Source organism: Nonomuraea cavernae (assembly GCF_014646355.1).
Classification (GTDB): domain Bacteria; phylum Actinomycetota; class Actinomycetes; order Streptosporangiales; family Streptosporangiaceae; genus Nonomuraea; species Nonomuraea cavernae.
Genome location: NZ_BMNH01000039.1, coordinates 35,389 through 58,425, shown reverse-complemented (window position 1 = coordinate 58,425; position 23,037 = coordinate 35,389). Strand labels below are relative to the sequence as shown.

24 protein-coding genes are annotated in these 23,037 nt (G+C 71.0%); 6 read left to right on the top strand and 18 right to left on the bottom strand.

The genetic code is table 11. From position 1 onward, the window contains the following. From IEY82_RS35765 to pyrR, 14 genes are all read right to left on the bottom strand, one after another. The coding region (locus IEY82_RS35765; RefSeq protein WP_268241138.1) for an S-adenosylmethionine synthetase N-terminal domain-containing protein at positions 1–284 on the bottom strand (284 nt) is incomplete at its 3' end. Positions 285–409: 125 nt separating this feature from the next. Beyond that, positions 410–778 carry a hypothetical protein gene (locus tag IEY82_RS35760; RefSeq protein ID WP_189128714.1) on the bottom strand — a complete coding sequence of 123 codons (369 nt, stop codon included), beginning with the start codon at positions 776–778 and terminating at the stop codon, positions 410–412. A gap of 78 nt (positions 779–856) precedes the next feature. Beyond that, positions 857–2,062, bottom strand: a complete 1,206-nt coding sequence (gene coaBC / locus IEY82_RS35755; RefSeq protein WP_189128713.1) for a bifunctional phosphopantothenoylcysteine decarboxylase/phosphopantothenate--cysteine ligase CoaBC — start codon at positions 2,060–2,062, stop codon at positions 857–859. A gap of 8 nt (positions 2,063–2,070) precedes the next feature. Next, positions 2,071–2,340 (bottom strand): DNA-directed RNA polymerase subunit omega, encoded by a 270-nt coding sequence (gene rpoZ / locus IEY82_RS35750; protein WP_101783051.1) that lies wholly within the window; start codon positions 2,338–2,340, stop codon positions 2,071–2,073. A 5-nt stretch (positions 2,341–2,345) separates the two neighbouring features. After that, positions 2,346–2,918: a guanylate kinase gene (gene gmk, locus IEY82_RS35745; RefSeq protein ID WP_225264293.1), complete on the bottom strand. Its 573-nt coding sequence runs from the start codon at positions 2,916–2,918 to the stop codon at positions 2,346–2,348. A gap of 139 nt (positions 2,919–3,057) precedes the next feature. Next, the gene (gene mihF / locus IEY82_RS35740) at positions 3,058–3,381 is read right to left on the bottom strand and encodes an integration host factor, actinobacterial type (protein WP_020541698.1); all 324 of its coding nucleotides are present in this window, start codon (positions 3,379–3,381) and stop codon (positions 3,058–3,060) included. Positions 3,382–3,730: 349 nt separating this feature from the next. Next, positions 3,731–4,432 (bottom strand): orotidine-5'-phosphate decarboxylase, encoded by a 702-nt coding sequence (gene pyrF, locus IEY82_RS35735; RefSeq protein WP_189128711.1) that lies wholly within the window; start codon positions 4,430–4,432, stop codon positions 3,731–3,733. Next, positions 4,429–5,406, bottom strand: coding sequence for a dihydroorotate dehydrogenase (locus IEY82_RS35730; RefSeq protein ID WP_189128710.1), 978 nt, complete (start codon positions 5,404–5,406; stop codon positions 4,429–4,431). The genes pyrF and IEY82_RS35730 overlap by 4 nt, the downstream gene beginning before the upstream one ends. 13 nt (positions 5,407–5,419) lie before the next feature. Next, a complete protein-coding gene (locus IEY82_RS35725; protein ID WP_189128709.1) occupies positions 5,420–6,271 on the bottom strand; it encodes a dihydroorotate dehydrogenase electron transfer subunit in 852 nt (283 codons plus the stop codon). Positions 6,272–6,308: 37 nt separating this feature from the next. After that, the gene (gene carB / locus IEY82_RS35720) at positions 6,309–9,596 is read right to left on the bottom strand and encodes a carbamoyl-phosphate synthase large subunit (RefSeq protein WP_189128708.1); all 3,288 of its coding nucleotides are present in this window, start codon (positions 9,594–9,596) and stop codon (positions 6,309–6,311) included. Further along, positions 9,583–10,689 carry a glutamine-hydrolyzing carbamoyl-phosphate synthase small subunit gene (gene carA, locus IEY82_RS35715; protein WP_189128707.1) on the bottom strand — a complete coding sequence of 369 codons (1,107 nt, stop codon included), beginning with the start codon at positions 10,687–10,689 and terminating at the stop codon, positions 9,583–9,585. The genes carB and carA overlap by 14 nt, the downstream gene beginning before the upstream one ends. Beyond that, positions 10,686–11,972 carry a dihydroorotase gene (locus IEY82_RS35710; RefSeq protein WP_189128706.1) on the bottom strand — a complete coding sequence of 429 codons (1,287 nt, stop codon included), beginning with the start codon at positions 11,970–11,972 and terminating at the stop codon, positions 10,686–10,688. The genes carA and IEY82_RS35710 overlap by 4 nt, the downstream gene beginning before the upstream one ends. 38 nt (positions 11,973–12,010) lie before the next feature. Next, positions 12,011–12,931, bottom strand: coding sequence for an aspartate carbamoyltransferase catalytic subunit (locus IEY82_RS35705; protein WP_189128705.1), 921 nt, complete (start codon positions 12,929–12,931; stop codon positions 12,011–12,013). After that, positions 12,928–13,473 (bottom strand): bifunctional pyr operon transcriptional regulator/uracil phosphoribosyltransferase PyrR, encoded by a 546-nt coding sequence (gene pyrR, locus IEY82_RS35700; RefSeq protein WP_189128704.1) that lies wholly within the window; start codon positions 13,471–13,473, stop codon positions 12,928–12,930. The genes IEY82_RS35705 and pyrR overlap by 4 nt, the downstream gene beginning before the upstream one ends. A gap of 303 nt (positions 13,474–13,776) precedes the next feature. Between pyrR and IEY82_RS35695 the strand changes: the two genes are divergently transcribed. From IEY82_RS35695 to bldD, 5 genes are all read left to right on the top strand, one after another. Further along, positions 13,777–15,021 carry an arginine deiminase gene (locus tag IEY82_RS35695; RefSeq protein WP_189128720.1) on the top strand — a complete coding sequence of 415 codons (1,245 nt, stop codon included), beginning with the start codon at positions 13,777–13,779 and terminating at the stop codon, positions 15,019–15,021. Positions 15,022–15,079: 58 nt separating this feature from the next. After that, entirely contained in the window at positions 15,080–16,015 is a 936-nt protein-coding gene (gene arcC / locus IEY82_RS35690) for a carbamate kinase (RefSeq protein ID WP_189128703.1), read from the top strand. An 18-nt stretch (positions 16,016–16,033) separates the two neighbouring features. Then, positions 16,034–17,455 (top strand): amino acid permease, encoded by a 1,422-nt coding sequence (locus IEY82_RS35685; RefSeq protein WP_189128702.1) that lies wholly within the window; start codon positions 16,034–16,036, stop codon positions 17,453–17,455. After that, positions 17,455–18,321 (top strand): universal stress protein, encoded by an 867-nt coding sequence (locus IEY82_RS35680; protein WP_189128701.1) that lies wholly within the window; start codon positions 17,455–17,457, stop codon positions 18,319–18,321. The genes IEY82_RS35685 and IEY82_RS35680 overlap by 1 nt, the downstream gene beginning before the upstream one ends. Before the next feature lie 313 nt (positions 18,322–18,634). Then, positions 18,635–19,129 (top strand): transcriptional regulator BldD, encoded by a 495-nt coding sequence (bldD, locus tag IEY82_RS35675; protein ID WP_026214021.1) that lies wholly within the window; start codon positions 18,635–18,637, stop codon positions 19,127–19,129. A 140-nt stretch (positions 19,130–19,269) separates the two neighbouring features. On the opposite strand, the gene IEY82_RS35670 is transcribed toward bldD, so the two are convergent. From IEY82_RS35670 to IEY82_RS35660, 3 genes are all read right to left on the bottom strand, one after another. Then, entirely contained in the window at positions 19,270–19,716 is a 447-nt protein-coding gene (locus IEY82_RS35670) for an SAV_6107 family HEPN domain-containing protein (RefSeq protein WP_189128700.1), read from the bottom strand. A gap of 364 nt (positions 19,717–20,080) precedes the next feature. Then, the gene (locus IEY82_RS35665) at positions 20,081–20,275 is read right to left on the bottom strand and encodes a ferredoxin (RefSeq protein ID WP_189128699.1); all 195 of its coding nucleotides are present in this window, start codon (positions 20,273–20,275) and stop codon (positions 20,081–20,083) included. Between the two features lie 6 nt (positions 20,276–20,281). Then, on the bottom strand, positions 20,282–21,481 hold the full coding sequence (locus tag IEY82_RS35660; protein WP_189128698.1) for a cytochrome P450: 1,200 nt from the start codon (positions 21,479–21,481) through the stop codon (positions 20,282–20,284). Positions 21,482–21,576: 95 nt separating this feature from the next. Between IEY82_RS35660 and IEY82_RS35655 the strand changes: the two genes are divergently transcribed. Beyond that, positions 21,577–22,197 carry a TetR/AcrR family transcriptional regulator gene (locus tag IEY82_RS35655; protein WP_189128697.1) on the top strand — a complete coding sequence of 207 codons (621 nt, stop codon included), beginning with the start codon at positions 21,577–21,579 and terminating at the stop codon, positions 22,195–22,197. Here the strand turns inward: IEY82_RS35655 and IEY82_RS35650 are convergent. Continuing rightward, complete coding sequence (locus tag IEY82_RS35650; RefSeq protein WP_189128696.1) at positions 22,194–22,979, bottom strand: L,D-transpeptidase family protein; 786 nt, start codon at positions 22,977–22,979, stop codon at positions 22,194–22,196. The two genes, IEY82_RS35655 and IEY82_RS35650, sit on opposite strands and share 4 nt — an antisense overlap. Between the last annotated feature and the right edge of the window lie 58 nt (positions 22,980–23,037).

Here is a 23,037-nt window from a genome sequence, read left to right as displayed (position 1 = left end):
GACACCGACACGCCACACGAGGCGCCGTCGAAACCCTTGTGGGAGGCGTCGTAACCGATCTCCAGGATCTTCTCCCGGATGACACCCGGAATGTCGACGTAGGTCTCGGTCGTCACCTCGCCCGCGACGTGGACCTGGCCGGTAGTGATCATCGTCTCGACGGCGACCCGGCTCGTGGGATCGTCTTTGAGCATCGTGTCGAGAATCGCGTCACTGATCTGGTCGGCAATCTTGTCCGGGTGGCCCTCGGTGACCGACTCGGAGGTGAACAGGCGACGTGACAACTCAGTGGCTCCTCATGCAGCGGCTGCTGACGGATTGCGGCTCCGGCGGTCGGACAGGCCCGGGCCTCCCGAAGTCTAGCCCTACCGGACGCCCTGCCGCGAAACTGCCCGAATCGCGGCGTGCCTCACAGGTCAGGCAGCGGATCGGGGGGCAGCGTCTCGGGGGCGAAGATCTCCGCGTCGGCCGCCGCGACCACCGCCGCGTACTCCTCCTCGAACTCGAACGCGAGCGATCCGAGCTCGATGACCGGCCCGGGCGCCTGCAGGATCGGCCCCAGGCGGGTGTGCCTGGGGAAGATCGCGTAGATCGAGATCGGGCGGTCTCGCTGGAGCATCTTGGTGGCCAGCACCGAGATCGATCGGCCGGTCACGACGATCAGGAAGTCGGCGGCTCCCCCGGGCCCCACCGACAGCGCCGGAAAGACGTAGCTGATCTCTTCGTGATCGCCCAGTAGTGTCCTGCAACGGTCTCTGACAGCGGAACTCACCGGCATTCCGTCCCCCTTCGCGCCAAGTATCCGCAGGCGTACCGGGGTGTGCAACAGGTGATGCGGTAACGGACTCGTACGGCGTCAGACGAGACGCGCGGCCACCAGATCCCAGACGGCGTCGGCCACGTCGTCCTTGGGACCGCGCTTCACCTCGACCGCGTCGCCGTCGGCGGCCAGCACGGTGGCGGCGTTGTCGGGGGTCCCGAACGCGAGGTCGCGGCCGACCTGGTTGACGACGAGCAGGTCGCAGCCCTTGCGGGCGAGCTTGGCGCGGCCGTTGGCCAGCACGTCGTCGGTCTCGGCGGCGAACCCGACGATCACCTGGGGATGCCCGGCGCCCCGCGCCCGGGCATCGCCGCGGAGCTCGCCCAGCTCGGCCAGGATGTCGGGGTTCTTCGTCAGCGGGATGGCCTCGGGCTCGCCGTCGGTCTTCTTGATCTTGGACTCGTGCCGCGTGGACGGCCGGAAGTCGGCGACGGCGGCGGCCATGACCACCACGTCGGCGTCGGCCGCGGCGGCGAGCACCGCCTCACGCAGCTCGGCGGTGGACTCCGCCTGGACCACGGTGGCCCCCGCGGGATCGGGCAGCGTGACGTTGGCGGCGACCAGGGTCACCTCGGCGCCGCGCGCGACGGCCGTACGGGCCAGGGAGTAGCCCTGCAGCCCGGAGGACCGGTTGCCGATGTAGCGGACGGGGTCGATGGCCTCGCGGGTGCCGCCGGCGGAGACGACGATCCTGCGCCCGGCCAGGTCACGCGGGGCTCCGCGCAGCACGCGCAGGCAGACCTGGAAGATCTCGGCGGGGTCGGGCAGCCGGCCCGGGCCGGTGTCGGCGCCGGTGAGCCGGCCGACGGCGGGGTCGATCACCACGGCGCCGCGCTCTCGCAGGGTCGCGACATTGGCGCGGGTGGCGGGGTGCTGCCACATCTCGGTGTGCATCGCGGGCGCGAACACCACCGGGCAGCGCGCGGTCAGCAGCGTGTTGGTGAGCAGGTCGCCGGCCAGGCCGTGGGCCGCCTTGGCCAGCATGTCGGCGGTCGAGGGCGCCACGACCACGAGGTCGGCGCCCTGGCCGATCCGCACGTGGGGCACCTCGTGCACGTCGTCCCACACGTCGGCCGCCACGGGCTGGCCCGACAGGGCGGCCCAGGTGGGCTCGCCCACGAACCGCAGGGCGTCACGGGTCGGGACGACCCGCACCTGATGCCCGGACTCGGTGAACAGGCGCAGGAGCTCACACGCCTTGTAGGCGGCGATGCCCCCGGTGACGCCCAGGACGACCTTCATCGAAGCGGTCAGACCGCGCCTTCGATGGGCTCGGCGTTGAGCAGCCCCTCGGACACCTCGCGCAGCGCGATCGAGAGCGGCTTCTCCTGGGCGTGCGTCTCGACCAGCGGCCCGACGTACTCGAGCAGGCCCTCGCCGAGCTGGGAGTAGTAGGCGTTGATCTGGCGGGCCCGCTTGGCGCCCATGATCACCAGGGAGTATTTGCTGTCGACGATGTCGAGCAGCGCGTCGATCGGCGGGTTGGTGATCCCCTCAGCGACCGGGGCAATGCCTGCCACGATTGTCAGACCTCTCGGTTGGTGGTTGTCGTGACCCCCAGAGGGTCAGTCATCAAGGCTATCAGCCGGCGGCACACGTCTTTCACATCCGTGTTGACCAGGGTGAGATCGAACTCCTTCTCGGCCGCCATCTCGATCCGCCCGGCCTCGAGCCGGCGGGCGATGACCTCCTCGGGCTCGGTGCCGCGGCCGCGCAGCCGCTTCTCCAGCTCCTGCCAGCTCGGCGGGGCCAGGAACACCAGCAGGGCCTCGGGCATGCTGCGCCGCACCTGCCTGGCGCCCTCCAGGTCGATCTCCAGCAGCGTGGGCACTCCGGCGGCGACCCGCTCCAGGACGGCGCGCCGGGGCGTGCCGTAGCGGTTGCCGGCGAACTCGGCCCATTCGAGCAGCTCGCCCGACTCGACCAGCCGGTCGAACTCCTCGCCGTCGACGAAGAAGTAGTGGACCCCGTGCACCTCGCCGGGCCGGGGTCGCCTGGTGGTCACCGAGACCGACAGCCACACCCCGGGGTGTGCCCGCCGGAGCTCGGCGACGACCGTGGACTTGCCTACGCCGGACGGCCCCGACAGGACCGTCAGTCGTCTGTCACCCGAGGGGAGGAAGTCGCCGACCTGCGCTCCTGATCCGACTGCCTCATCGGCCCTTGCACCGCCGGACCTGGACCTGTCGGTCACTTCCTACCCCCCGTTGAACCCGCGTGTTCGTGTGGAACCGAGATTAGCTCTCGTTGCCACCGAACTCGCGCTCGAGGGATGCCCTCTGGTTCGCGCCGAGACCCCGCACGCGGCGGGACTCGGCGATGGCGAGCCGCTCCATGAGCTGCTTGGCGCGGACCTTGCCCACGCCGGGGAGCGACTCCAACAAGGCCGACACCTTCATCTTGCCGATGACGTCGTCGGTCTGCCCATCCTTGAGCACCTCAGCCAGAGAAACCGCGCCATGCTTGAGCCGGTTCTTGACCTCGGCACGCTCTTTACGGGCCTTGGCAGCCTTCTCCAGGGCTGCGGCGCGCTGCTCAGGGGTCAGGGGAGGAAGAGCCACGCCGGGTCACCTCGAATTTCTGTCGATGTACTCGGACGGGAAGGGAAACTAGCTGGTCATTGCCCCCTAAGCAACGTCAAGAGCAGTTTCTCTCGCGACAAAATCTACTTCGTCGCTCTCCGTACGGAGAAAACTACAGTCTGCTGAGCAAAACGTCCTCACTTCCCGGTTCGTCCCCGAGCCCTCCCGGGAGGCGCCAACGTGGACGAAGATCACATTCCAGCTTCCCGCCCCTGTCCGAAACCACGCGCCGACCTGTGTCCCAAACCCCGTCCCGGCGGGCTCGCACGTCGCGGGATCGCCCCGGTTGTGACATCATTCGATCTTGTACGGCGAGCGGCACGTGCCGTCAGGAAGGCGTCGCGGTGCGCCTGAGGGCGGCGGCCACGGCGGCGGCCGTGGCCCCGGGGTCCGGCGAGGCGGTGATGGGGCGGCCGATCACCAGCAGGTCGGCCCCGTCGGCGAGGGCCTGTTCGGGGGTGGCGACCCGGGCCTGGTCCTGAGTGTCGGTGCCCGCGGGCCGCACCCCCGGCGTGATCAGGGTGATGCCCGGACCGACCTCCGAGCGCACCGCCGCGACCTCGTTGGGGCTGCAGACCAGGGCTGTCGCGCCCGCGTCGACCGCCATGGCGGCCAGGCGGCGCACCGCGTCGTCGGCCGGGCCGGTCAGGCCGATGCTGCCCAGGTCGGCCTCGCTGAGTGAGGTCAGCACCGTGACGGCGGCGATCTGGGTGTGGGGCGCGGCGTCCACGGCCGCCCTGATCATCGCGGGGCCGCCCGTGGCGTGCACGGTGAGGATGGCGGGCCGCAGCCGGGAGACGGCGCGGGCCGCGCCGGCCACCGTGTTGGGGATGTCGTGCAGCTTGAGGTCGAGGAAGACGCTGACGCCGCTGGCCCCCCGGACGGAGGCGATCACGTCGGGGCCGTAGCGCAGATAGAGCTCCAGGCCCACCTTCACGGTGCTGACGTGGGGCGTCACCAGGGCGGCCCACCTGGCGGCGGTCTCCAGGTCGGGGGCGTCGAGGGCGACGGCGATGGGTGCGGGCGTCAAGGGGAGCTCTCCTCGGTGTCGACGAGCAGGTGCCGGGGGGCGCCGCCCGGTGGACGGTGGGCCAGGCCGACGGCGTCGGCCAGCCGCTGGAAACCGCGGGCCCGCAGCAGGTCCTCGAGCTCGCGCTCGATCCGCAGGCACGCGTAGGGGTCGTGGAACAGGGCCGTGCCCACCCCGACCGCGCAGGCGCCCGCCAGGATGAGCTGGAAGGCGTCTCTGCCGGTCATCACGCCGCCGACACCGATCAGCGGCACTCCCGGGAGCGCCGCGTGCACCTGCCAGACACACCGTACGGCCAGCGGCAGGATGGCCGGGCCGGACAGTCCGCCGGTCACGGCGGCGAGCGAGGGCCGCAGCGCCTCGGTGTCGATGGCCATGCCGAGCGGGTTGTTGATCATCGACAGCGCGTCGGCGCCCGCGTCGGCGCAGGCGCGGGCCACGGCGACGATGTCGGCCACGTCGGGCGCGAGCTTGGCCACGACCGGCACGTCGTAGCGCATGATGGACCGCACGGCGGCGATGACCTCGGCGGCGGCGCCGCCCTCGCGGGCGAAGACCCGGCCGCGGTCCTCCATGTTGGGGCACGACAGGTTGACCTCGAGCGCCGTCACCCCGGGCGCGTCGGCGAGCCTGCGGGCCAGCTCGGAGTATTCGGCGACGGTGCCGCCGCCGATCGAGACGATGATGCGGATGCCGCGCTGGGCCAGCCAGGGCAGCTCACGTTCGAGGAAGGCGTCGATGCCGGGGCCCTGGAGGCCGACGGCGTTGAGCATGCCGGACGGCGTCTCGGCCATGCGCGGGGTCGGCCGCCCGGCCCGCGGGGCCATGGTGATCGACCGGGTGGCGAGCGCTCCCAGCCGGTGCAGGTCGAAGAACTGGGCGAGCTCGCGGCCGGAGGCCGCGCATCCGGCCGCCGTGGTGATCGGGTTCGCCAGCTCCACGTGCGCCAGGAATGTACGCATATCTACGGACATGTCAGGTCACCATTCAGCCCGCATGGCGAGCACCGCCCCCGGGCGCGCCGAGAGCGTCGAACGGGATCGTTCCCACGTCCTCGAACCGCACCCGCTCCCCCCGGAACACCGGCCCCTCGGCGCAGGCGCGCAGCATCCTGGTCACCCCGTCGTCGCCGATGACCGGGAGCACGCACGTCATGCACACGCCGATGCCGCACGCCATCGACTCCTCCACCGCCACCTGCACCGGAATGTCGAACTCGATCGCCACGGCCGTGACCGCCCGCAGGGTCTCCATCGGCCCGCACGCGTAGACGGCGTCGGCCCGGGTGTCGGCGATCACCGACGGCAGCGCGTCGGTCACCCTGCCGCGCAGCCCCAGGGAACCGTCCTCGGTGGTGAGCGTCGTGGTGGCGGCCATCCGCCGGGCCCGCATCGCGCCGAACACCCGGTCGGCGCCGGCCCCGCCGAGCACGAAGTCGACCCGGCAGCCTCGCTCCAACAGCGCGTCGGCCACCGGGAACAGCACCGCCGAGCCGTACTCGGCGCCGACCAGCACGCAGTGGACGGGATCACGCGGCAGCGGGAACGGCCGCCCGAGCGGCCCCACCAGGTCGAGGGTGTCGCGGGCACGGCGCTCGGCGAGCCAGGCGGTGCCGGGCCCGCGCACGGTGAAGACGAGCTCCACCGTGCCACCGTAGTCGGACTTGACGTCGTGGACGGTGAGCGCCCGGCGGGTCACCATCGACGTGTGCGCCCCGCCGACCGCGACGGACACGAAATGACCGGGGCGGTAGCGCTCGGCGATGCCGGGCGCCACCACCGTCAGCGCATGGTAGGCGTCGACCCGGCGCGTCGTCAGCACCGTGCCCGTCACCTGCACAGGTGTGCCGGCCAGTCTCGTTCACCTCCCGTGGGAGCTATCCCCGAAGCGCCTTCGCGTGCTCCTGGAGGGACCGTACGCCGACATCGCCCCGCACGATGGCCTGGATGCCCGCGGCGGCCGCCGCCAGTCCCGCGACCGTCGTGATGCACGGGATGCCGCGCAGCACCGCGGCGGTGCGGATGTCGTAACCGTCGAGCCGCGGGCCGGACTGACCCGGGCCGCCGAACGGCGTGTTGACGATCAGGTCGACCTCACCGTCCAGGATGGCTTGCACGCTCGTCGGCTCACCTCCTGGTCCGGGTCCCTCGCTGTGCTTGCGCACGATCTTGGCATGGACACCGTTGCGGCGCAGCACCTCGGCCGTGCCCTCGGTGGCCAGGATCTCGAAACCGAGGTCGGCCAGCGCCCGCACCGGGAAGATCATCGCACGCTTGTCGCGGTTGGCCACGGACACGAACGCCCGCCCCTTGGTGGGCAACTCGCCGTAGGCGCCGGCCTGGGACTTGGCGTAGGCGATGCCGAAGAACTCGTCGATGCCCATGACCTCGCCGGTCGAGCGCATCTCCGGGCCGAGCACGATGTCGACGCCGCGGAACCGGTTGAACGGCAGCACCGCCTCCTTGACCGCGATCGACGCCTCCATCGGCAGCGTGCCCCCGTCGCCGGACGCGGGCAGCATGCCCTCCTCGCGCAGCGAGGCGATCGAGCTGCCCAGCATCACCCGGGCCGCCGCCTTGGCCAGCGGGGCGCCGGTCGCCTTGGACACGAACGGCACGGTGCGGCTGGCCCTCGGGTTGGCCTCCAGCACGTAGAGGACGCCGGCCGACATGGCGTACTGGACGTTCAGCAGGCCGCGCACGCCGACACCGCTGGCGATGGCCTCGGTGGCGGCGCGGATGCGCTTGATGTCGTGGCTGCCGAGCGTGATGGGCGGCAGCGCGCACGCCGAGTCGCCGGAGTGGATGCCGGCCTCCTCGATGTGCTCCATGACGCCGCCCAGGTAGAGCTCGGAGCCGTCGTAGAGGGCGTCGACGTCGATCTCCACGGCCTCGTCGAGGAACTTGTCGACCAGCACCGGGTGGCCGCCCTCCTGGGCCGCCATGTAGCGGGTCAGGGTCTCGTCGTCGTAGACGATGGCCATGCCGGCCCCGCCCAGCACGTAGGAGGGGCGCACCAGCACCGGGTAGCCGATCTCGTCGGCCACCGCCAGCGCCTCGGCGACCGTGGTCGCGGTGCCGTGCTTGGGCGCCGGCAGCCCGGCCTCGGCCAGCACCCGGCCGAAGGCGCCGCGCTCCTCGGCCAGGTGGATGGACTCGGGCGAGGTGCCCACCACGGGCACGCCCGCGTCCTTCAGCTCCTGGGCCAACCCGAGCGGCGTCTGCCCGCCCAGCTGCACGATCACGCCCGCGACGGGCCCGGTCTGCTGCTCGGCGTGCACCACCTCCAGGACGTCCTCCAGGGTGAGCGGCTCGAAGTAGAGCCGGTCGGAGGTGTCGTAGTCGGTGGAGACCGTCTCGGGGTTGCAGTTGACCATGACGGTCTCGAACCCGGCCCTGGACAGCTCGAACGAGGCGTGCACGCACGCGTAGTCGAACTCGATGCCCTGCCCGATGCGGTTGGGCCCGGAGCCGAGGATGATCACCTTCGGCCGCTCGCCGAAGGGCACCTCGCTCTCCTCGTCGTAGGCGGAGTAGAGGTAGGGGGTCCGCGCGGCGAACTCGGCGGCGCAGGTGTCGACCGTGTTGTAGACGGGGCGCAGCCCCAGCGCGTGCCGCAGGTCGCGGACCCGGGCCTCGTCGATGCCGCGGATCTCGCCGATCTGCGCGTCGCTGAAGCCGTGGCGCTTGGCCCGCTGGAGCGCCTCGGCGGTCAGCTCGGGGGCTTCGGCGAGCTTGCGGGCCTCCTCGTCGAGCAGCAGCAGCTGGTCGAGGAACCACGGGTCGACGCTGGTGGCCTCGAACAGCTCGCGCGTGTCGGCCCCCGCCCTGATGGCCTGCTGCATGGTGCGCAGCCGCCCGTCGTGCGGGGTGCGGCAGGCGTCGAGCAGCTCGGCCTTGCCGGAGACCTCGCCCGCCCAGCTGAACGACGAGTCCTTCTTCTCCAGCGACCGCAGCGCCTTCTGCAGCGCCTCCGGGAAGGAGCGGCCGATGGCCATGGCCTCGCCCACCGACTTCATGTGGGTGGTGAGGGTCTGGTCGGCGCCCTTAAACTTCTCGAACGCGAACCGCGGCACCTTGACCACGATGTAGTCGAGCGTGGGCTCGAAGGACGCGGGCGTCTCGCGGGTGATGTCGTTGGGGATCTCGTCGAGGGTGTAGCCGATGGCCAGCTTGGCGGCGATCTTGGCGATCGGGAACCCCGTCGCCTTGGACGCCAGGGCCGACGAGCGCGACACCCGCGGGTTCATCTCGATGACGATCATGCGGCCGGTGCGCGGGTCGACCGCGAACTGGATGTTGCAGCCGCCGGTGTCGACGCCGACCTCGCGGATGACGGCGATCGCGACGTCGCGCATGTTCTGGTATTCGCGGTCGGTCAGGGTCAGCGCGGGGGCGACGGTGACGCTGTCGCCGGTGTGGACCCCCATCGGGTCGATGTTCTCGATGGAGCAGACGATGACCACGTTGTCCACTCTGTCGCGCATGACCTCGAGTTCGTACTCCTTCCAGCCGAGGATGGACTCCTCCAGGAGCACCTCGGTGGTCGGCGAGGCGTCGAGCCCGGCGCCGGCGATGCGCCGCAGATCGGACTCGTCGTAGGCGAACCCGGAGCCCACGCCGCCCATCGTGAACGAGGGCCGCACGACCAGCGGGTAGCCCAGCTCGCCGGCGGCGGCCAGGCACTCGGCCATCGTGTGGCAGACGACCGAGCGAGCCGACTCGGCGTTGAGCCCGTGGTCACGAGCCACCTTGGCGACGATCTCCTTGAACCGCTCGCGGTTCTCGCCCGCCTGGATGGCGTCGAAGTCGGCGCCGATCAGCTCGACCTCGTAGCGCTCCAGCACGCCCGACTCATGCAGCGCGACCGCGGTGTTGAGCGCGGTCTGGCCGCCCAGCGTCGGCAGCAGCGCGTCGGGCCGCTCCTTGGCGATGATCTTCTCGACGAACTCGGGGGTGATCGGCTCGACGTAGGTGGCGTCGGCGAACTCGGGATCCGTCATGATCGTCGCCGGGTTGCTGTTGACCAGGATCACCCGGAAGCCCTCGTCGCGCAGCACGCGGCAGGCCTGGGTGCCGGAGTAGTCGAACTCGCACGCCTGCCCGATGACGATCGGCCCGGAGCCGATCACCAGGACGGACCGTATGTCCTCACGCTTGGGCACGGGTCATGACCTCGCAGAACTCGTCGAAGAGATAGGCCGCGTCATGGGGGCCGGCGGCGGCTTCGGGATGGTATTGCACGCTGAACGCCCGCCCGTCGAGCAGGCGCAGGCCCTCGACGCAGCGGTCGTTGAGGTTGACGTGGCTCACCTCGGCCTGACCGAAGGGCGTGTCGAACGGCCCGTCGAGCGGCGCCTGGACGGCGAACCCGTGGTTGTGGGCCGAGATCTCCACCTTGCCGGTGCGTACGTCCTGGACCGGCTGGTTGACCCCGCGGTGGCCGTAGCGCAGCTTGTAGGTGGACAGCCCGAGCGCGCGGCCGAAGAGCTGGTTGCCGAAGCAGATGCCGAAGAACGGCACCCGGGCCTCCAGCACGCCGCGCAGCGCCGAGACGTCGGCGGTGGCCGGGTCGCCCGGCCCGTTGGAGAAGAACACGCCGTCGGGCCCGACGGCCATGATCTGGTCGAAGGTCGCGGTGGCGGGCAGCACGTGCACCTCGCAGCCGCGCTCGGCCATCCGGTGCGGGGTCATCCCCTTGATGCCGAGGTCGACGGCCGCCACCGTGAACCGCCTGGCGCCGATGGCCGGCACCACGTAGGGCTCGGTGGTGGCCACCTCGGCGGCCAGGTCGGCGCCCTCCATGCGGGGCGCCCGGCGGACGCGCTCGACCAAGTGCTCGACCGGCTCGGTGGGAGCCGTGAAGATGCCGGCGCGCATGGCGCCGCGCTCGCGCAGGTGGCGGGTGAGGGCGCGGGTGCCTGGGATGGCGATGCCGACGACGCCCTGCTCCTGGAGATAGTCGCCGAGCGAGCCGGTGGCCCGCCAGCTGGAGACCACGCGCGACGGCTCGCGCACCACATAGCCGGCCACCCAGACGCGGCGCGACTCGGCATCCTCGTCGTTGACGCCGGTGTTGCCGATGTGCGGGGCCGTCATCGCGACGATCTGGCGGTGGTAGGACGGGTCGGTGAGGGTCTCCTGGTAGCCGGTCATGCCGGTGTTGAAGACCATCTCGCCGAACGTCTCACCCTCCGCGCCGTAGGGGGTGCCGTGGAAGACCCGCCCGTCTTCGAGTACGAGCAGCGCGTCGGTCACGTGAGCTTCCCTTCGAGGACTGTGGGCTTGCCGCGCAGGAACGTCGCCACTACCCGCCCGGGCAGCGTCATCCCCTCGTAGGGGGTGTTGCGGCTCTTGGAGGCGAAGGCGGCGGGGTCGACCAGGGTGCGGGCGGCCGGATCGTAGAGGGTGAGGTTGGCCGGGGCTCCGGGCTCGATCGGCCGGCCGTGGCCGGCCAGGCGGCCGATCCGGGCGGGCACGACCGACATGCGCTGGGCGACGCCCGCCCAGTCGAGCAGCCCGGTGTCCACCATGGCCTCCTGCACGACGCTGAGCGCGGTCTCCAGGCCGACCATGCCCATGGCGGCGGCCGACCACTCGGTCTCCTTGTCCTCGACCGGGTGGGGCGCGTGGTCGGTGGCGACGATGTCGATCGTGCCGTCGGCCAGCGCCGCGCGCACGGCCTCGACGTCGGCGCGGGTGCGCAGCGGCGGGTTGACCTTGTAGATCGGGTTGTAGGCGCCGGCCGGGGAGTGCTCGACGAGATCGTCGGTGAGCAGCAGGTGGTGCGGGGTGACCTCGGCGGTGATGTTCCAGCCCTTGGACTTGGCCCAGCGGATGATCTCGACCGAGCCGGCCGTGGAGACGTGGCAGATGTGCAGCCGGGAGCCGACGTGCGCGGCGAGCAGGCAGTCGCGGGCGATGATCGCCTCCTCGGCGACCGCGGGCCAGCCGGTCAGCCCGAGCCGGCCGGAGACGACGCCTTCGTTCATCTGCGCGCCCTCGGTGAGCCGGGGCTCCTGGGCGTGCTGGGCGACGACGCCGTCGAACGCCTTGACGTACTCCAGGGCGCGGCGCATGAGCACCGCGTCGTCGACGCACCTGCCGTCGTCGGAGAAGACCCGGACCCGGGCGGCGGAGTCGGCCATCGCGCCGAGCTCGGCGAGCTGCCTGCCCTCCAGGCCGACGGTGACCGCGCCGACCGGCTGCACGTCGCAGTGGCCGAACTCGAGGCCGAGCCGCCACACCTGCTCGACCACGCCGGCGGTGTCGGCGACGGGTGAGGTGTTGGCCATGGCGTGCACGGCGGTGTAGCCGCCGCGGGCGGCGGACTGGGTGCCGGTCTGCACGGTCTCGGCGTCCTCGCGGCCGGGCTCGCGCAGGTGCGTGTGGAGGTCGACGAGGCCGGGCAGGGCGACCGCGCCGCCGCCGTCGACGGACCGGCCGCCGGGCGGCTGCGGGCCGATCTCCGCGATCAGGCCGTTCTCGACGCGCAGGTCGGTGGGCTCCGCGCCGAGGATCCTGACATCACGGATGATCAACGCGTCTCCTTCGCCACCGGTGTGTTCGGTGTGCTCGCTCACTGTGCGATCTCTCCCCCGAGGAGCAGGTACAGGACGGCCATGCGGATGGTCACGCCGTTGGCGACCTGCTCGACGATCGTCGAGCGCGCGGAGTCGGCCACCTCGGCGGCGATCTCCATGCCGCGGTTCATCGGGCCGGGGTGCATGACGATGGCGTCGTCGGGCATCCTGGCGAAGCGGTCGCGGTCGAGGCCGTAGCGGCGTGAGTATTCGCGCTCGCTCGGGAAGAAGGCGGCGTTCATCCGTTCCTTCTGCACCCGCAGCATCATCACCACGTCGGACTTGGGCAGCACCGCGTCGAGGTCGTAGGACACCTCGCACGGCCAGGTGTCGACCGAGACGGGCAGCAGGGTCGGCGGGGCCACCAGCGTCACCTGGGCGCCGAGCGTGTGCAGCAGCAGCACGTTGGACCGGGCGACCCGGCTGTGCAGCACGTCTCCGACGACGGTGACGCGGCGTCCGTCGAGCCCGCCGAGCCGGCGGCGCATCGAGAAGGCGTCGAGCAGCGCCTGGGTGGGGTGCTCGTGGGTGCCGTCTCCGGCGTTGACGACACTGCCGTGCACCCAGTTGGCCAGCCGGTGCGGGGCCCCGGAAGCGCTGTGGCGGATGACGACGGCGTCGGCCCCCATGGCCTCCAGGGTCAGCGCGGTGTCCTTGAGCGACTCGCCCTTGGAGACGCTGGAGCCCTTGGCGGAGAAGTTGATCACGTCGGCCGACAGCCGCTTGGCCGCCGCCTCGAAGGAGATGCGGGTGCGGGTGGAGTCCTCGAAGAACAGGTTGACCACCGTGCGTCCGCGCAGGGTGGGCAGCTTCTTGATGGAACGTTCCGAGACCCTGGCCAGCTCCTCGGCGGTGTCGAGGATGAGCAGGGCGTCGTCCCTGGAGAGGTCTCCGGCGGAGATGAGGTGACGGTTCACCGGCCGCCCTCCTTCATGAGCAGGACGGCGTCGCGGCCGTCGATCTCCTGGAGGTAGACCTTGACCTTCTCGCTCTTGGCGGTCGGGAGGTTCTTGCCGACGTAGTCGGCGCGGATGGGCAGCTCGCGGTGACCCCGGTCGACCAGGGTGGCGAGTTGCACGGCGGTCGGGCGGCCGAGGTCGTTGAGCGCGTCGAGCGCGGCCCGGACGGTGCGGCCGGAGTAGAGGACGTCGTCGACCAGGACGACGGTCTTGCCGTCGATGCCGTCGGGCGGCAGCTCGGTGCGGCCGAGCGGGCGGGCGGGGCGGAGCCGGAGGTCGTCACGGTACATCGTGATGTCGATCGAGCCGACGGGGATCTTGACGCCTTCGAACCGCTCGATGCGGTCACCGAGCCGGCGGGCCAGGGTGGCGCCGCGGGTGGGGATGCCGAGGAGGACGACTTCGTCCGCGCCCTTCGTGCGTTCGAGGATCTCGTGCGCGATGCGGGTCAGCGCCCGATGGATGTCCGGGCCTTCGAGCACGGCCCTGGATTCGGACATGGGTAAACTCACCACCTTTCCCGCCTCACAGGACGGGTCTTAAAGGGTCTGGTCGGGACACACAGTACCAGGGGCTACCAGCCACAACAGGACCGGCGCCGCCTCGGCCGGCAGCGGGAGGCGTCGGCGTTTCTCGATTGGCAAAAGCAGGTTAAAAGGTAAAAACACCTCGTGTCAGCCCCGCCTCACCAGGGCACGACTCCGGCAGCCCCACGAAACGTGCGGCTCGAACGGATCGACGGCCGGCGTCCCCCATCCCCGGCAGTGGCGTGCATTTGCCGGTTCTGGGGGGATATACGAGTGATGACATTCCACGTCGACTCCGAAGTGGGCACGCTTCGCCGGGTACTCCTGCACCAGCCCGATCTGGCACTCAAGCGGCTCACCCCGACCAATGCCCAGGCGTTCCTGTTCGACGACGTGCTGTGGGTGCAGCGGGCGATGGAGGAGCACGAGGAGTTCCAGCAGGTGCTGCGCGACCGCGGCGTCGAGGTCCACCTGCTGGCCGACCTTCTGCGCGAGACCGTCGAGATCCCAGAGGCCCGCAAGCACATCCTCGACGCGAGCATCGACGAGCGCTTCATGGGCCCGCTGGCCGTCGACGGCATCCGCAACACGCTCGACGCGATGGACTCCGCCACCCTGCAGATGTACCTGACCGGCGGCATCACCAAGCGCGAGCTGCTCGCCGCCGGCTGCGAGCCCAAGTCGGTCGCCTACCACACGCTCGCCGACGACGACTTCGTGCTGCCGCCGCTGCCCAACCACCTGTTCACCCGCGACACCTCCTGCTGGGTCTACGACGGCGTCTCGATCAACGCCATGAGGAAGAAGGCCCGGATGCGCGAGACGGTCAACATGGAGGCCGTCTACGAGTTCCACCCCACCTTCGCCGACGGCTTCAGCCGGCCCACGACGGGCGGCTACCGGATCTGGCTGCCGGGTCAGGCGATCGCGCCGGCCACGCTGGAGGGCGGCGACGTGCTGGTCATCGGCCGCGGCGCGGCGCTCGTCGGGATCAGCGAGCGCACCCAGCCGCAGACGGTCGAGATGCTCGCCCAGCGCCTGTTCCAGGCCGGCTCGGCCAGCAGGATCGTCGCGCTGCACATGCCGCAGGCCCGCGCGTTCATGCACCTCGACACCGTGATGACCATGGTCGACGTCGGCGTGTTCACCAAGTACGCGGGGCTCGGCATGCTGCCCTCCTACACGATCGAGCCGGGCGACACCGAAAAGGAGCTGAAGGTCACCGACCACCGCCCCGAGGACATGCACCGGGCCATCGCCCACGCGCTCGGCCTGGACGAGATCACCGTGCTCACCCCCACCCAGGACGTACGCGCCGCCGAGCGCGAGCAGTGGGACGACGGCTGCAACGTGCTGGCCGTGGAGCCGGGCGTGGTCGTCGCCTACGAGCGCAACACGACCACCAACAACTACCTGCGCGACCACGGCATCGAGGTCATCACGATCCGGGGCAGCGAGCTCGGCCGGGGCCGTGGCGGGCCACGCTGCATGAGCTGCCCGCTCGAACGGGACGGCATCTGATGACCTCCGGGCCCGTGCCGCCCGGCCACCTCACACCTCGCGAACCCTAGGAGACCGCATGCGGGTCATCGTCGCGCTCGGCGGAAACGCGGTGCTGGAGCGCGGGCAGAAGCCTGACGCCGAAACCCAGATCGCCCGCGTCGCGCTCTCGGCCAAGGCGCTCGCCAGGCTGGCGGAGAAACACGAGCTGATCATCACCCACGGCAACGGCCCGCAGGTCGGCATGCTGGCGCTGCAGAGCGCCGCCGACCTCGGCCTGAGCGCCCCCTACCCCCTCGACTCGCTCGGCGCCGCGACCCAGGGCATGATCGGCTACTGGATGCTGCGGGCCCTGCAGAACGCCCTGCCCGGCCGGCAGATCCTGGCCATGGTCACCCAGACCCTCGTCTCGGCGGTCGATCCGGCCTTCGAGCATCCCACCAAGTTCGTCGGCCAGGTCTACGGCCAGGTGGAGGCCGAGAAGCTGGCCACCGAGCACGGCTGGACCGTCAGGCCCGACGGCCCGTACTGGCGGCGTGTCGTCCCCTCCCCCGCGCCGCAACGCGTGGTGGAGACCCGGCTGATCCGCCGGATGCTGCGCGAGCAGGTCGTGGTGATCTGCGCGGGCGGCGGGGGCGTCCCCGTGATCCGCGACGAGCACGGCCGCCTGTCAGGCGTCGAGGCGGTCATCGACAAGGACCTGACCGCCTCGATGCTGGCCGAGGCGCTCGACTGCGACGCGTTCCTGATCCTGACCGACGTGCCGCGGGTGATGCGTGACTTCGGCACGCCCCGGCAGAGCGAGATCGGCCACACCACGCCGCACGAGCTGCGCGACCTGGAGTTCCCGGCCGGCTCGATGGGTCCGAAGGTGGAGGCGGTCTGCCGGTTCGTGGAGACCACCGGCGACATGGCCGCGATCGGCCGGCTCGACCAGGCGGAGCAGATCCTGGAGGGCACGGCGGGCACGATCGTCACGCCCAACGCCAGGTGGCCGCTGACCAGCACGCTCTAGGCGTGGAAGGGGTTCACCGTGACACTGGCCCAGCGGCTCTTCCGCACCAAGCCCACCGCCCAGATCGTGGCGGAGGGCGGCCATGGCGAGGGCGGTGAGCTGCGCCGCACGATGTCGCTGTGGCAGCTGACCCTGTTCAGCGTGGGCGCCACGCTCGGCACCGGCATCTTCGTCATCCTGGGCCAGGCCGTGCCGAAGGCCGGTCCGGCGGTCGTGGTGTCGTTCCTGCTCGCCGCCGTCACGGCGCTGTTCTCCGCGCTGTCGTACGCGGAGCTGGCCGGCACGATCCCGGTGTCCGGCTCGTCCTACTCCTACGCGTACGCGACGCTGGGCGAGCTGGTCGCCTGGGTCTGCGGGTGGTGCCTGATGCTGGAGTACGCCGTGTCGGTCGCGGCGGTGGCCGTCGGCTGGGGCCAGTACCTCAACTCGTTCCTGCGGAGCCTGTTCGGCTGGACGCTGCCCGCGGCGATCATCGGCTCCCCCGGCCAGGACGGCGGTGTGATCAATCTCACGGCCATCCTCATCGTGGCGCTGGCGACCTGGCTGCTGCTGGGCGGCGCCTCCGAGAGCGCCACGGCCAACGCCGTCTTCGTGCTGATCAAGATCGGCGTGCTGGCGTTCTTCTGCGTGGTGGCCTTCACCGCCTTCCAGGCCGCGAACTTCACGCCCTTCGCGCCTCTCGGCATCGCCGGCATCACGGCGGCCGCCTCCCAGGTGTTCTTCTCCTACATCGGCTTCGACGCCGCCTCCACGGCGGGCGAGGAGGCCAAGAACCCCCGGCGCGACCTGCCGCTGGCGATCCTCCTGTCGCTGGTCATCGTGACGGTCGTCTACGTGGGCGTGACCGTGGCCGCCGTCGGCGCCATGCCGTGGACCTCGTTCGATCCGGAGAGCACCGAGGGCAGCCTCTCGCAGATCGTGGACGCCGCCACGGGCTCGACGTGGGCGGGCCTCATCGTCTCGTTCGGCGCGGTCATCGCGATCGCCAGCGTGGTGCTGACCGTCATCTACGGCCAGACCCGGATCCTGTTCGCCATGTCCCGCGACGGCCTGATCCCCCGCGTGTTCCAGAAGGTGAACCCGCGCCACCAGGTGCCGGTCGCCAACACGCTCATCGTCGCGGTGTTCATCTCCGTGCTGGCCGGGCTGGTGCCGCTCGGCCAGCTCGCCGAGGCCACCAGCATCGGCACGCTGTTCGCGTTCGCGATCGTGAACATCGGCGTGCTCGTGCTCCGCTACCGCAGCCCGGAGCTGCCGCGCAGTTTCCGCACGCCGCTGTTCCCTCTCACGCCGGTGCTCGGCGCGATCTTCTGCGTGCTCGTGATGGCCGGACTCGCCGGCGTCACCTGGCTCGCGTTCGGCCTCTGGATGCTGCTCGGCCTCGCCTGCTACTTCCTGTACGGATTCCGCTACTCGCGGCTGAACACCGAGGTCCGCTGATGATCTTCGAGTACGTGCTGAGCGGGTTCATCCCCGAGCCGCGGGGACGTGACGGGCTCACCCTGGCCATGCTGCTGGCCCGCCAGACCGGGGCGCGCCTGGCGGTGGCGTACGTGCAGCCGCCGGCCTGGTCGGCCCCCGGGCCGGGCAAGGCCGAGGAGACCGTGTGGCGCGCCTACCTCGAGGAGCAGGCCGCCGCCGCGCTCACGCAGGCCCGCAAACTGGCCGGTGACGGCGTGGACTACGTCGTGCGGACCGACAAGGGCAGCGGACGCGGGCTGGTGGAGCTGGCCCGCGGGCGGGGAGCCGACGTGGTCGTGATCGGCTCGGCGCCGCAGGGCGCCCGCGGCCGGATCTCGCTCGGCAGCACCGCCGACCAGTTGCTGCACTCCTCGTCCGTGCCGGTGCTGCTGGCGCCGCGCGGCTACGCCGAGGATCCGCCCGCCGCCTTCGACCGGCTCACCGTCGCCTACCGGCGCGGCGCGGGCGCGGACGCGGCGGTCACGGCGGCCGCCAAGGTGGCCCTCTCACTGAGCGTGCCGCTGCGGCTGGTGACGCTGGTGGTCCGGAGCGGCCGGCGAGTCAGGATCGAGGAGGAGATGCTGGCGCGGCTGCGCGACCAGGCGGTGGCCGACCTCGAGGCGGCGGCCCGGGGGCACCGGCGGCGCGTCGGAGTGGAGGTCGAGGTGCTGGAGGGGCGGACCGTGGCCCGGGCCCTCGCGGAGACGTCGTGGCCGTCCGGGGAACTGCTCATCTGCGCGTCGAGCGGCAGCGGGCCGCTGCGGCGGGTCTTCCTCGGTGACACCTCGCTGAAGATCGTCCGGGCCGCGACCTGCCCGGTGATGATGCTCACCCGGCAGGCTTGAACCACTTGAACCAACTGGTTCGCTCGGGAAACAGGGACGAAGTACTGTTACCCCCACGGGATAAGAGGGGCGTTTGAGGCGAATCCCACCGGATCGGATTCGACATCTTTTTTCCAATCAGCTTGACCTTCGGCGTCCACCCCTTTACCGTCACTGTGCGTAACCATACTGCGCGGCGTTCTGGGCGAAAACCCAGAGCCATGGCTACCGATGGTGCCGAGCCTGGCACCAGACCCCCCGGTGGCTCCGGCAAACGCCGCGGAGGAGCACAATCTACTGAGAGCGCTACATACGAGAGCCGGGGGGCCACACGATGCCGTCTGAGTACGCAAAGTCGCTGGGTGCACGACTCCGCGCCATCCGCACCCAGCAGGGTCTGTCCCTGCACGGAGTCGAGGAAAAGTCGCGTGGCAGGTGGAAAGCCGTTGTCGTGGGCTCGTACGAGCGTGGCGACCGCGCGGTCACGGTGCAGAAACTTGCCGAGCTTGCCGATTTCTACGGGGTGCCCGTCTCCGAGCTGCTGCCCGGCGGCGCCGCCCCCAGCCCGCTCGGCCCGACGCCCAAGCTTGTGATCGACCTGGAGCGACTGGCCACACTGCCGAAGGAGAAGGCGGGCGCCCTCGCCCGCTATGCCGCCACCATCCAGAGTCAGCGTGGCGACTACAACGGCAAGGTGCTGTCGATCCGCCAGGAGGACCTGCGTTCGCTGGCCGTGATCTATGACAAGTCGCCCAGCGAGCTGACTGAGGAGCTCATCAGCTGGGGAGTGCTCGACGCCGAGGCCCGCAGGGCCGTCGAGTCCTTCTGACACAGCTTCGGACGAGGGGCGCGCCACGACGACGGCGCGCCCTTCGCGCCGTCCTGGCCCACTCTCCACCGGCGTCATGCCGCCTCAGCCGGGCCCACCGCCCGCTCCGGCCGGCGATCGGGGGCTATCGCTGGTCGGGATCAGCCGGCCAGGGGAACGTCGACGGGAAGTTGGGGCTGGGCGGGAACGCCCAGAATGCCCTCCACTGTGCAGACGAAGGTCTCCGCCTCGGCCAGCAACTCGTCGGCGTCGGCGCCCGAGACGCCACGCACCATGCCCGCCTCGGCGGCCGCGCGCTTGGCAGCGGTCACCGAGAAGTAGGCCGCCCACTCGGCCAGCTGTGGCTCCGCCTCGGGCAGGAGCTCCCAGGCGCTGCGCAGCCGGCGCCTGCGGCCCTCCATGGGCCGGGGCCGGGCGGCCAGGATCGCCGCCGCGGCGCGCAGGGCCGCCAGGTGCGCCGCCACATATCGGGATGCCGGGGTGCGGGCGGCCGCCGCCTCCGCCAGGCAGGAACGTGAATCCGTCAGGTGCGCCCGGACCGCGGGCGACAGCCGGGGACCCTGCGGGTCTCTAGACCGTGGTGCCATGTGCACGCCTCCTTGGGGTCGTGACGGCGCCCGGCGTTGCCGCCGGTGAAGCCCACGATCGCAGACGCCACCGACATTTCCGCCGGGCCGGCCGGACGAGGAGCTTCCCCTCTCCCCGTCCGGCCAGGACGCGCCCACTCGTCTCCGCCGACGACGAGGACCCGCCCTTCGCCCGTGGAGCCTGGTCGCGGGTCCCGCTTGGGGGAAGCGGGACCCGCGCCCAGGTCCTCGACGTGAGCCGCGAGCCTCACGTCACTAGGTCGAACATAATTTCGATCACGCTCTGTGTCAACCTGTTCCACGAACACAGGTTCGATGAACCTGTTCCCACGTGCGCTCATACCGAAACGGCGCGTCCCCGTGCCTACGGGACGACGGAGAGGGCCCCCGAGGGGCAGAGACCGACCGCGCGGCGGGCGGCGGCCTCCTGGTCGGCCGGAGGCGACGGCTGGAGCAGCACGACCGTGCCGTCGTCCTCGCTCTGGTCGAACACCTCCGGGGCGGTGAGCACGCACATGCCCGCGCCGATGCACACCGTCGTGTCTGCCTTGATCTTCATGGTGACCTACCAGGTGACAGGGAGGCGGTGCACGCCGTAGATGCTCATGTCGGAGCGCATCGGCACCTCCTCCGGTGATACGGCCAAGCGTAGATCGGGAAAGCGGCGCAGCAGCGCCGGGTAGCCGACGCGCATCTCGGTCCGGGCCAGCTGCTGGCCGAGACACTGGTGGATGCCGTGGCCGAACGTCAGGTGCCCGCCGGCCGGCCGGGTGACGTCGAGCCGGTCGGGGTCGGGGAAGCGCTCCGGGTCGCGGTTGGCGACGGGCAGGCTGAGCGTGACCGCCTCGCCCCGCCCGATCAGGGTGCCCTCGATCTCGACGTCCTCCAGCGCGGTCCTGACCGGGCCGATGTGGATGATCGTGAGGTAGCGCAGCAGCTCCTCGACGGCGTTGTCGACCAGGCCGGAATCGTCGCGCAGGGCGGCGAGCTGGCCGGGGTTGGCGAGCAGCGCGTAGGTGCCGAGGCCCAGCATGTTGGCGGTGGTCTCGTGGCCGGCCACCAGCAGCAGGAAGGCGACGCCGGTCAGCTCCTCGTCGTTCAGCTCGCCGCCCGCGACCAGCCCGCTGAGCAGATCGTCGGCCGGCTCGGCGCGCTTGCGCTGGACCAGGCCGTAGAGGTAGGCGGAGATCCTGGTCATCGCGCCGACGACGTCCTCGGCCCTGCTGTCGAGCGCGAAGAGCACCTTGGAGTCGTCCTGGAACCGCCCGCGCTCGTCGTACGGCACCCCGAGCAGCTCGCAGATCACCAGCGACGGGATGGGCAGCGCGAAGTGCTCGACCAGGTCGACCGGCCGGCCCGCGGCCTCCATCCGGTCCAGGCACGCCTCGGTGATCTCCTCGATCCTGGACTCCAGCTGCTTCATCCTGCGTACGGTGAACTGCCCCGTCAGCAGCCTGCGGTAGCGCGTGTGCTCGGGTGCGTCCATGCGCAGGAAGAACCCCGGCGGCAGCCGGAACTCGTGCTCGCGCAACTCGTTGCTGAGCTCCAGCCGGGCCGGGATCGGCGGGTGCATGTGCTCGGGCCGGTTGCTGAAGCGCGGATCGGCGAGCACCGCCCGGGCCGCCGCGTAGCCGGTGACCAGCCAGCCCCGATGACCGTCGGCGTAGGTCATGCGGTGGATCGGGCCCCGTTTTCGCAGCTCGGCCAGCTCGTCGGGCGGATCGAACGGGCGTTGGCGGGCGGTGGTCAGCGTCACGTCGGTCATGTGGTGGCTCCCTTCGGGTCACCATCCACAAAACAACATCCAATGCAAAGTTTCAACGGATGTAAATCATTATTCTGTGCAGTACAGTTCACGACATGGTGGGAATTCGGGAGCGCAAGAAGCAGCGCACGCGCCGCGCGCTGATCGAGGCCGCGCTCCGGCTGTTCGGCGAGAAAGGGTACGAGGACACCACCCTGGCGGAGATCGCGACGGAGGCCGACGTGTCGACCCGCACGTTCTTCAGCTACTTCGCCAGCAAGGAGGACGTGCTCTTCCACGACACGGACGGCAGCCTCGCCGAGAGGCTCGCCCTGGTCGCGACCAGACGACCGGACGAGACGCCGTCGGAGCTGCTCCTGCGGATGGTGCGCGCCAGTGTCACCTGGACGGTCGACGACCAGGACTTCCGGCCGGAGGACGTGCGGCTGCGGATGCGGCTCATCATGACCGTCCCGGCTCTCCAGGCCCGTGCCCTGCACCTGCTGTTCGACAGCCAGCTACGGCTCACGCGGGCGCTGCACGAGGCCTACCCCGGGCAGCTCGGCCTGATGGAGGCCGCCGCCGCGGTGGGCGCGGTGGTGGGCGCCACCAAACTGGCCGCCGTGGTCAGTCTCAACCACGACGGCTCCACGGAGCGGGCCGCCGAGGCCGCTCTGGAGGCCGCCGAGATCACCGTCCGCGGCCTCGCCTCCCTCGACCGGCCGACCGGCCGCTAGGCCCTGCGGAAGCCGCCCCGCACGTGCACCGGCACGCCCTTGCCGAGCATCCCGGGCAGCACCTCGGCCACGTTCATCGGCATCCGGACACACCCGTGCGAAGCCGGGTGGAGCGGCACCGACAGCGCCCCGTGGAACGCGATGCCGCCGTTGAAGAAGATCGGGTTGTAGAGCTGGCCCAGATAGGACTTGTGCCATCCCGAGGCGCGCCACGTGGTCCGGTAGTCGCCCGTGGGCGTGCGGGCCGAGCCGCAGAAGCGCTGGCTCCTGCCCTGCCAGACCGCGGTCTCGCAGTAGGGGACGCCGCTGCCCGAGGAGATGTGGGTGATCAGCCGGGGCGCGCCGCCGACGTACAGGACCATGATCTGCTTGGTCAGGTCGACCTCGGCGCGGGTCGGCCGGCCGCTCGCGACCAGCACCCTGGGCGCCCTCGGGCGCTCCAGCGCGGCCCAGGTGCGCCGGGCCACGGTGCTGCTCGGCGTGATGCCGTTGACCTTCTGGAACGCCCAGACGGCCGCCAGCGTGGCGCCGCCGTAGCGTCCGTCGGCCCTGCCCGGACGGTAGCCGAGCCCGGTGAGGCGCTTCTGCAGCCAGACGACCTCCTCGCCCTTGGCGCCGAGCTTCAGCGTCTTGCGCGGCGCCGTGACCAGCGCCGCCACGGCCGCGACGGGCGCCGGGAGAGCGGCGGAAGCCGTGACGGGGGCGGCGAGCGGCCGGGCGTGCGCGCTGGACGCGCCGAGCCCTGCCAGGACGAGGGCGCTCGCCGTAACGACGGCAGCCATGCCGGGCAGGCGTCGTGCCACCACCAAAACCACCCCTCATTCGGTATTAATCAAAGCA

Bases quoted from the DNA above. Each gene is read 5' to 3' on its own strand.
- IEY82_RS35730 (WP_189128710.1), bottom strand. From the start codon at position 5,406: ATGTCCGTAGATATGCGTACATTCCTGGCGCACGTGGAGCTGGCGAAC.
- arcC (WP_189128703.1), top strand. From the start codon at position 15,080: ATGCGGGTCATCGTCGCGCTCGGCGGAAACGCGGTGCTGGAGCGCGGG.
- IEY82_RS35680 (WP_189128701.1), top strand. From the start codon at position 17,455: ATGATCTTCGAGTACGTGCTGAGCGGGTTCATCCCCGAGCCGCGGGGA.
- IEY82_RS35695 (WP_189128720.1), top strand. From the start codon at position 13,777: ATGACATTCCACGTCGACTCCGAAGTGGGCACGCTTCGCCGGGTACTC.
- coaBC (WP_189128713.1), bottom strand. From the start codon at position 2,062: ATGAAGGTCGTCCTGGGCGTCACCGGGGGCATCGCCGCCTACAAGGCG.
- IEY82_RS35655 (WP_189128697.1), top strand. From the start codon at position 21,577: ATGGTGGGAATTCGGGAGCGCAAGAAGCAGCGCACGCGCCGCGCGCTG.
- IEY82_RS35665 (WP_189128699.1), bottom strand. From the start codon at position 20,275: ATGAAGATCAAGGCAGACACGACGGTGTGCATCGGCGCGGGCATGTGC.
- IEY82_RS35670 (WP_189128700.1), bottom strand. From the start codon at position 19,716: ATGGCACCACGGTCTAGAGACCCGCAGGGTCCCCGGCTGTCGCCCGCG.
- IEY82_RS35650 (WP_189128696.1), bottom strand. From the start codon at position 22,979: ATGGCTGCCGTCGTTACGGCGAGCGCCCTCGTCCTGGCAGGGCTCGGC.
- IEY82_RS35760 (WP_189128714.1), bottom strand. From the start codon at position 778: ATGCCGGTGAGTTCCGCTGTCAGAGACCGTTGCAGGACACTACTGGGC.
- IEY82_RS35660 (WP_189128698.1), bottom strand. From the start codon at position 21,481: ATGACCGACGTGACGCTGACCACCGCCCGCCAACGCCCGTTCGATCCG.
- bldD (WP_026214021.1), top strand. From the start codon at position 18,635: ATGCCGTCTGAGTACGCAAAGTCGCTGGGTGCACGACTCCGCGCCATC.
- pyrR (WP_189128704.1), bottom strand. From the start codon at position 13,473: ATGTCCGAATCCAGGGCCGTGCTCGAAGGCCCGGACATCCATCGGGCG.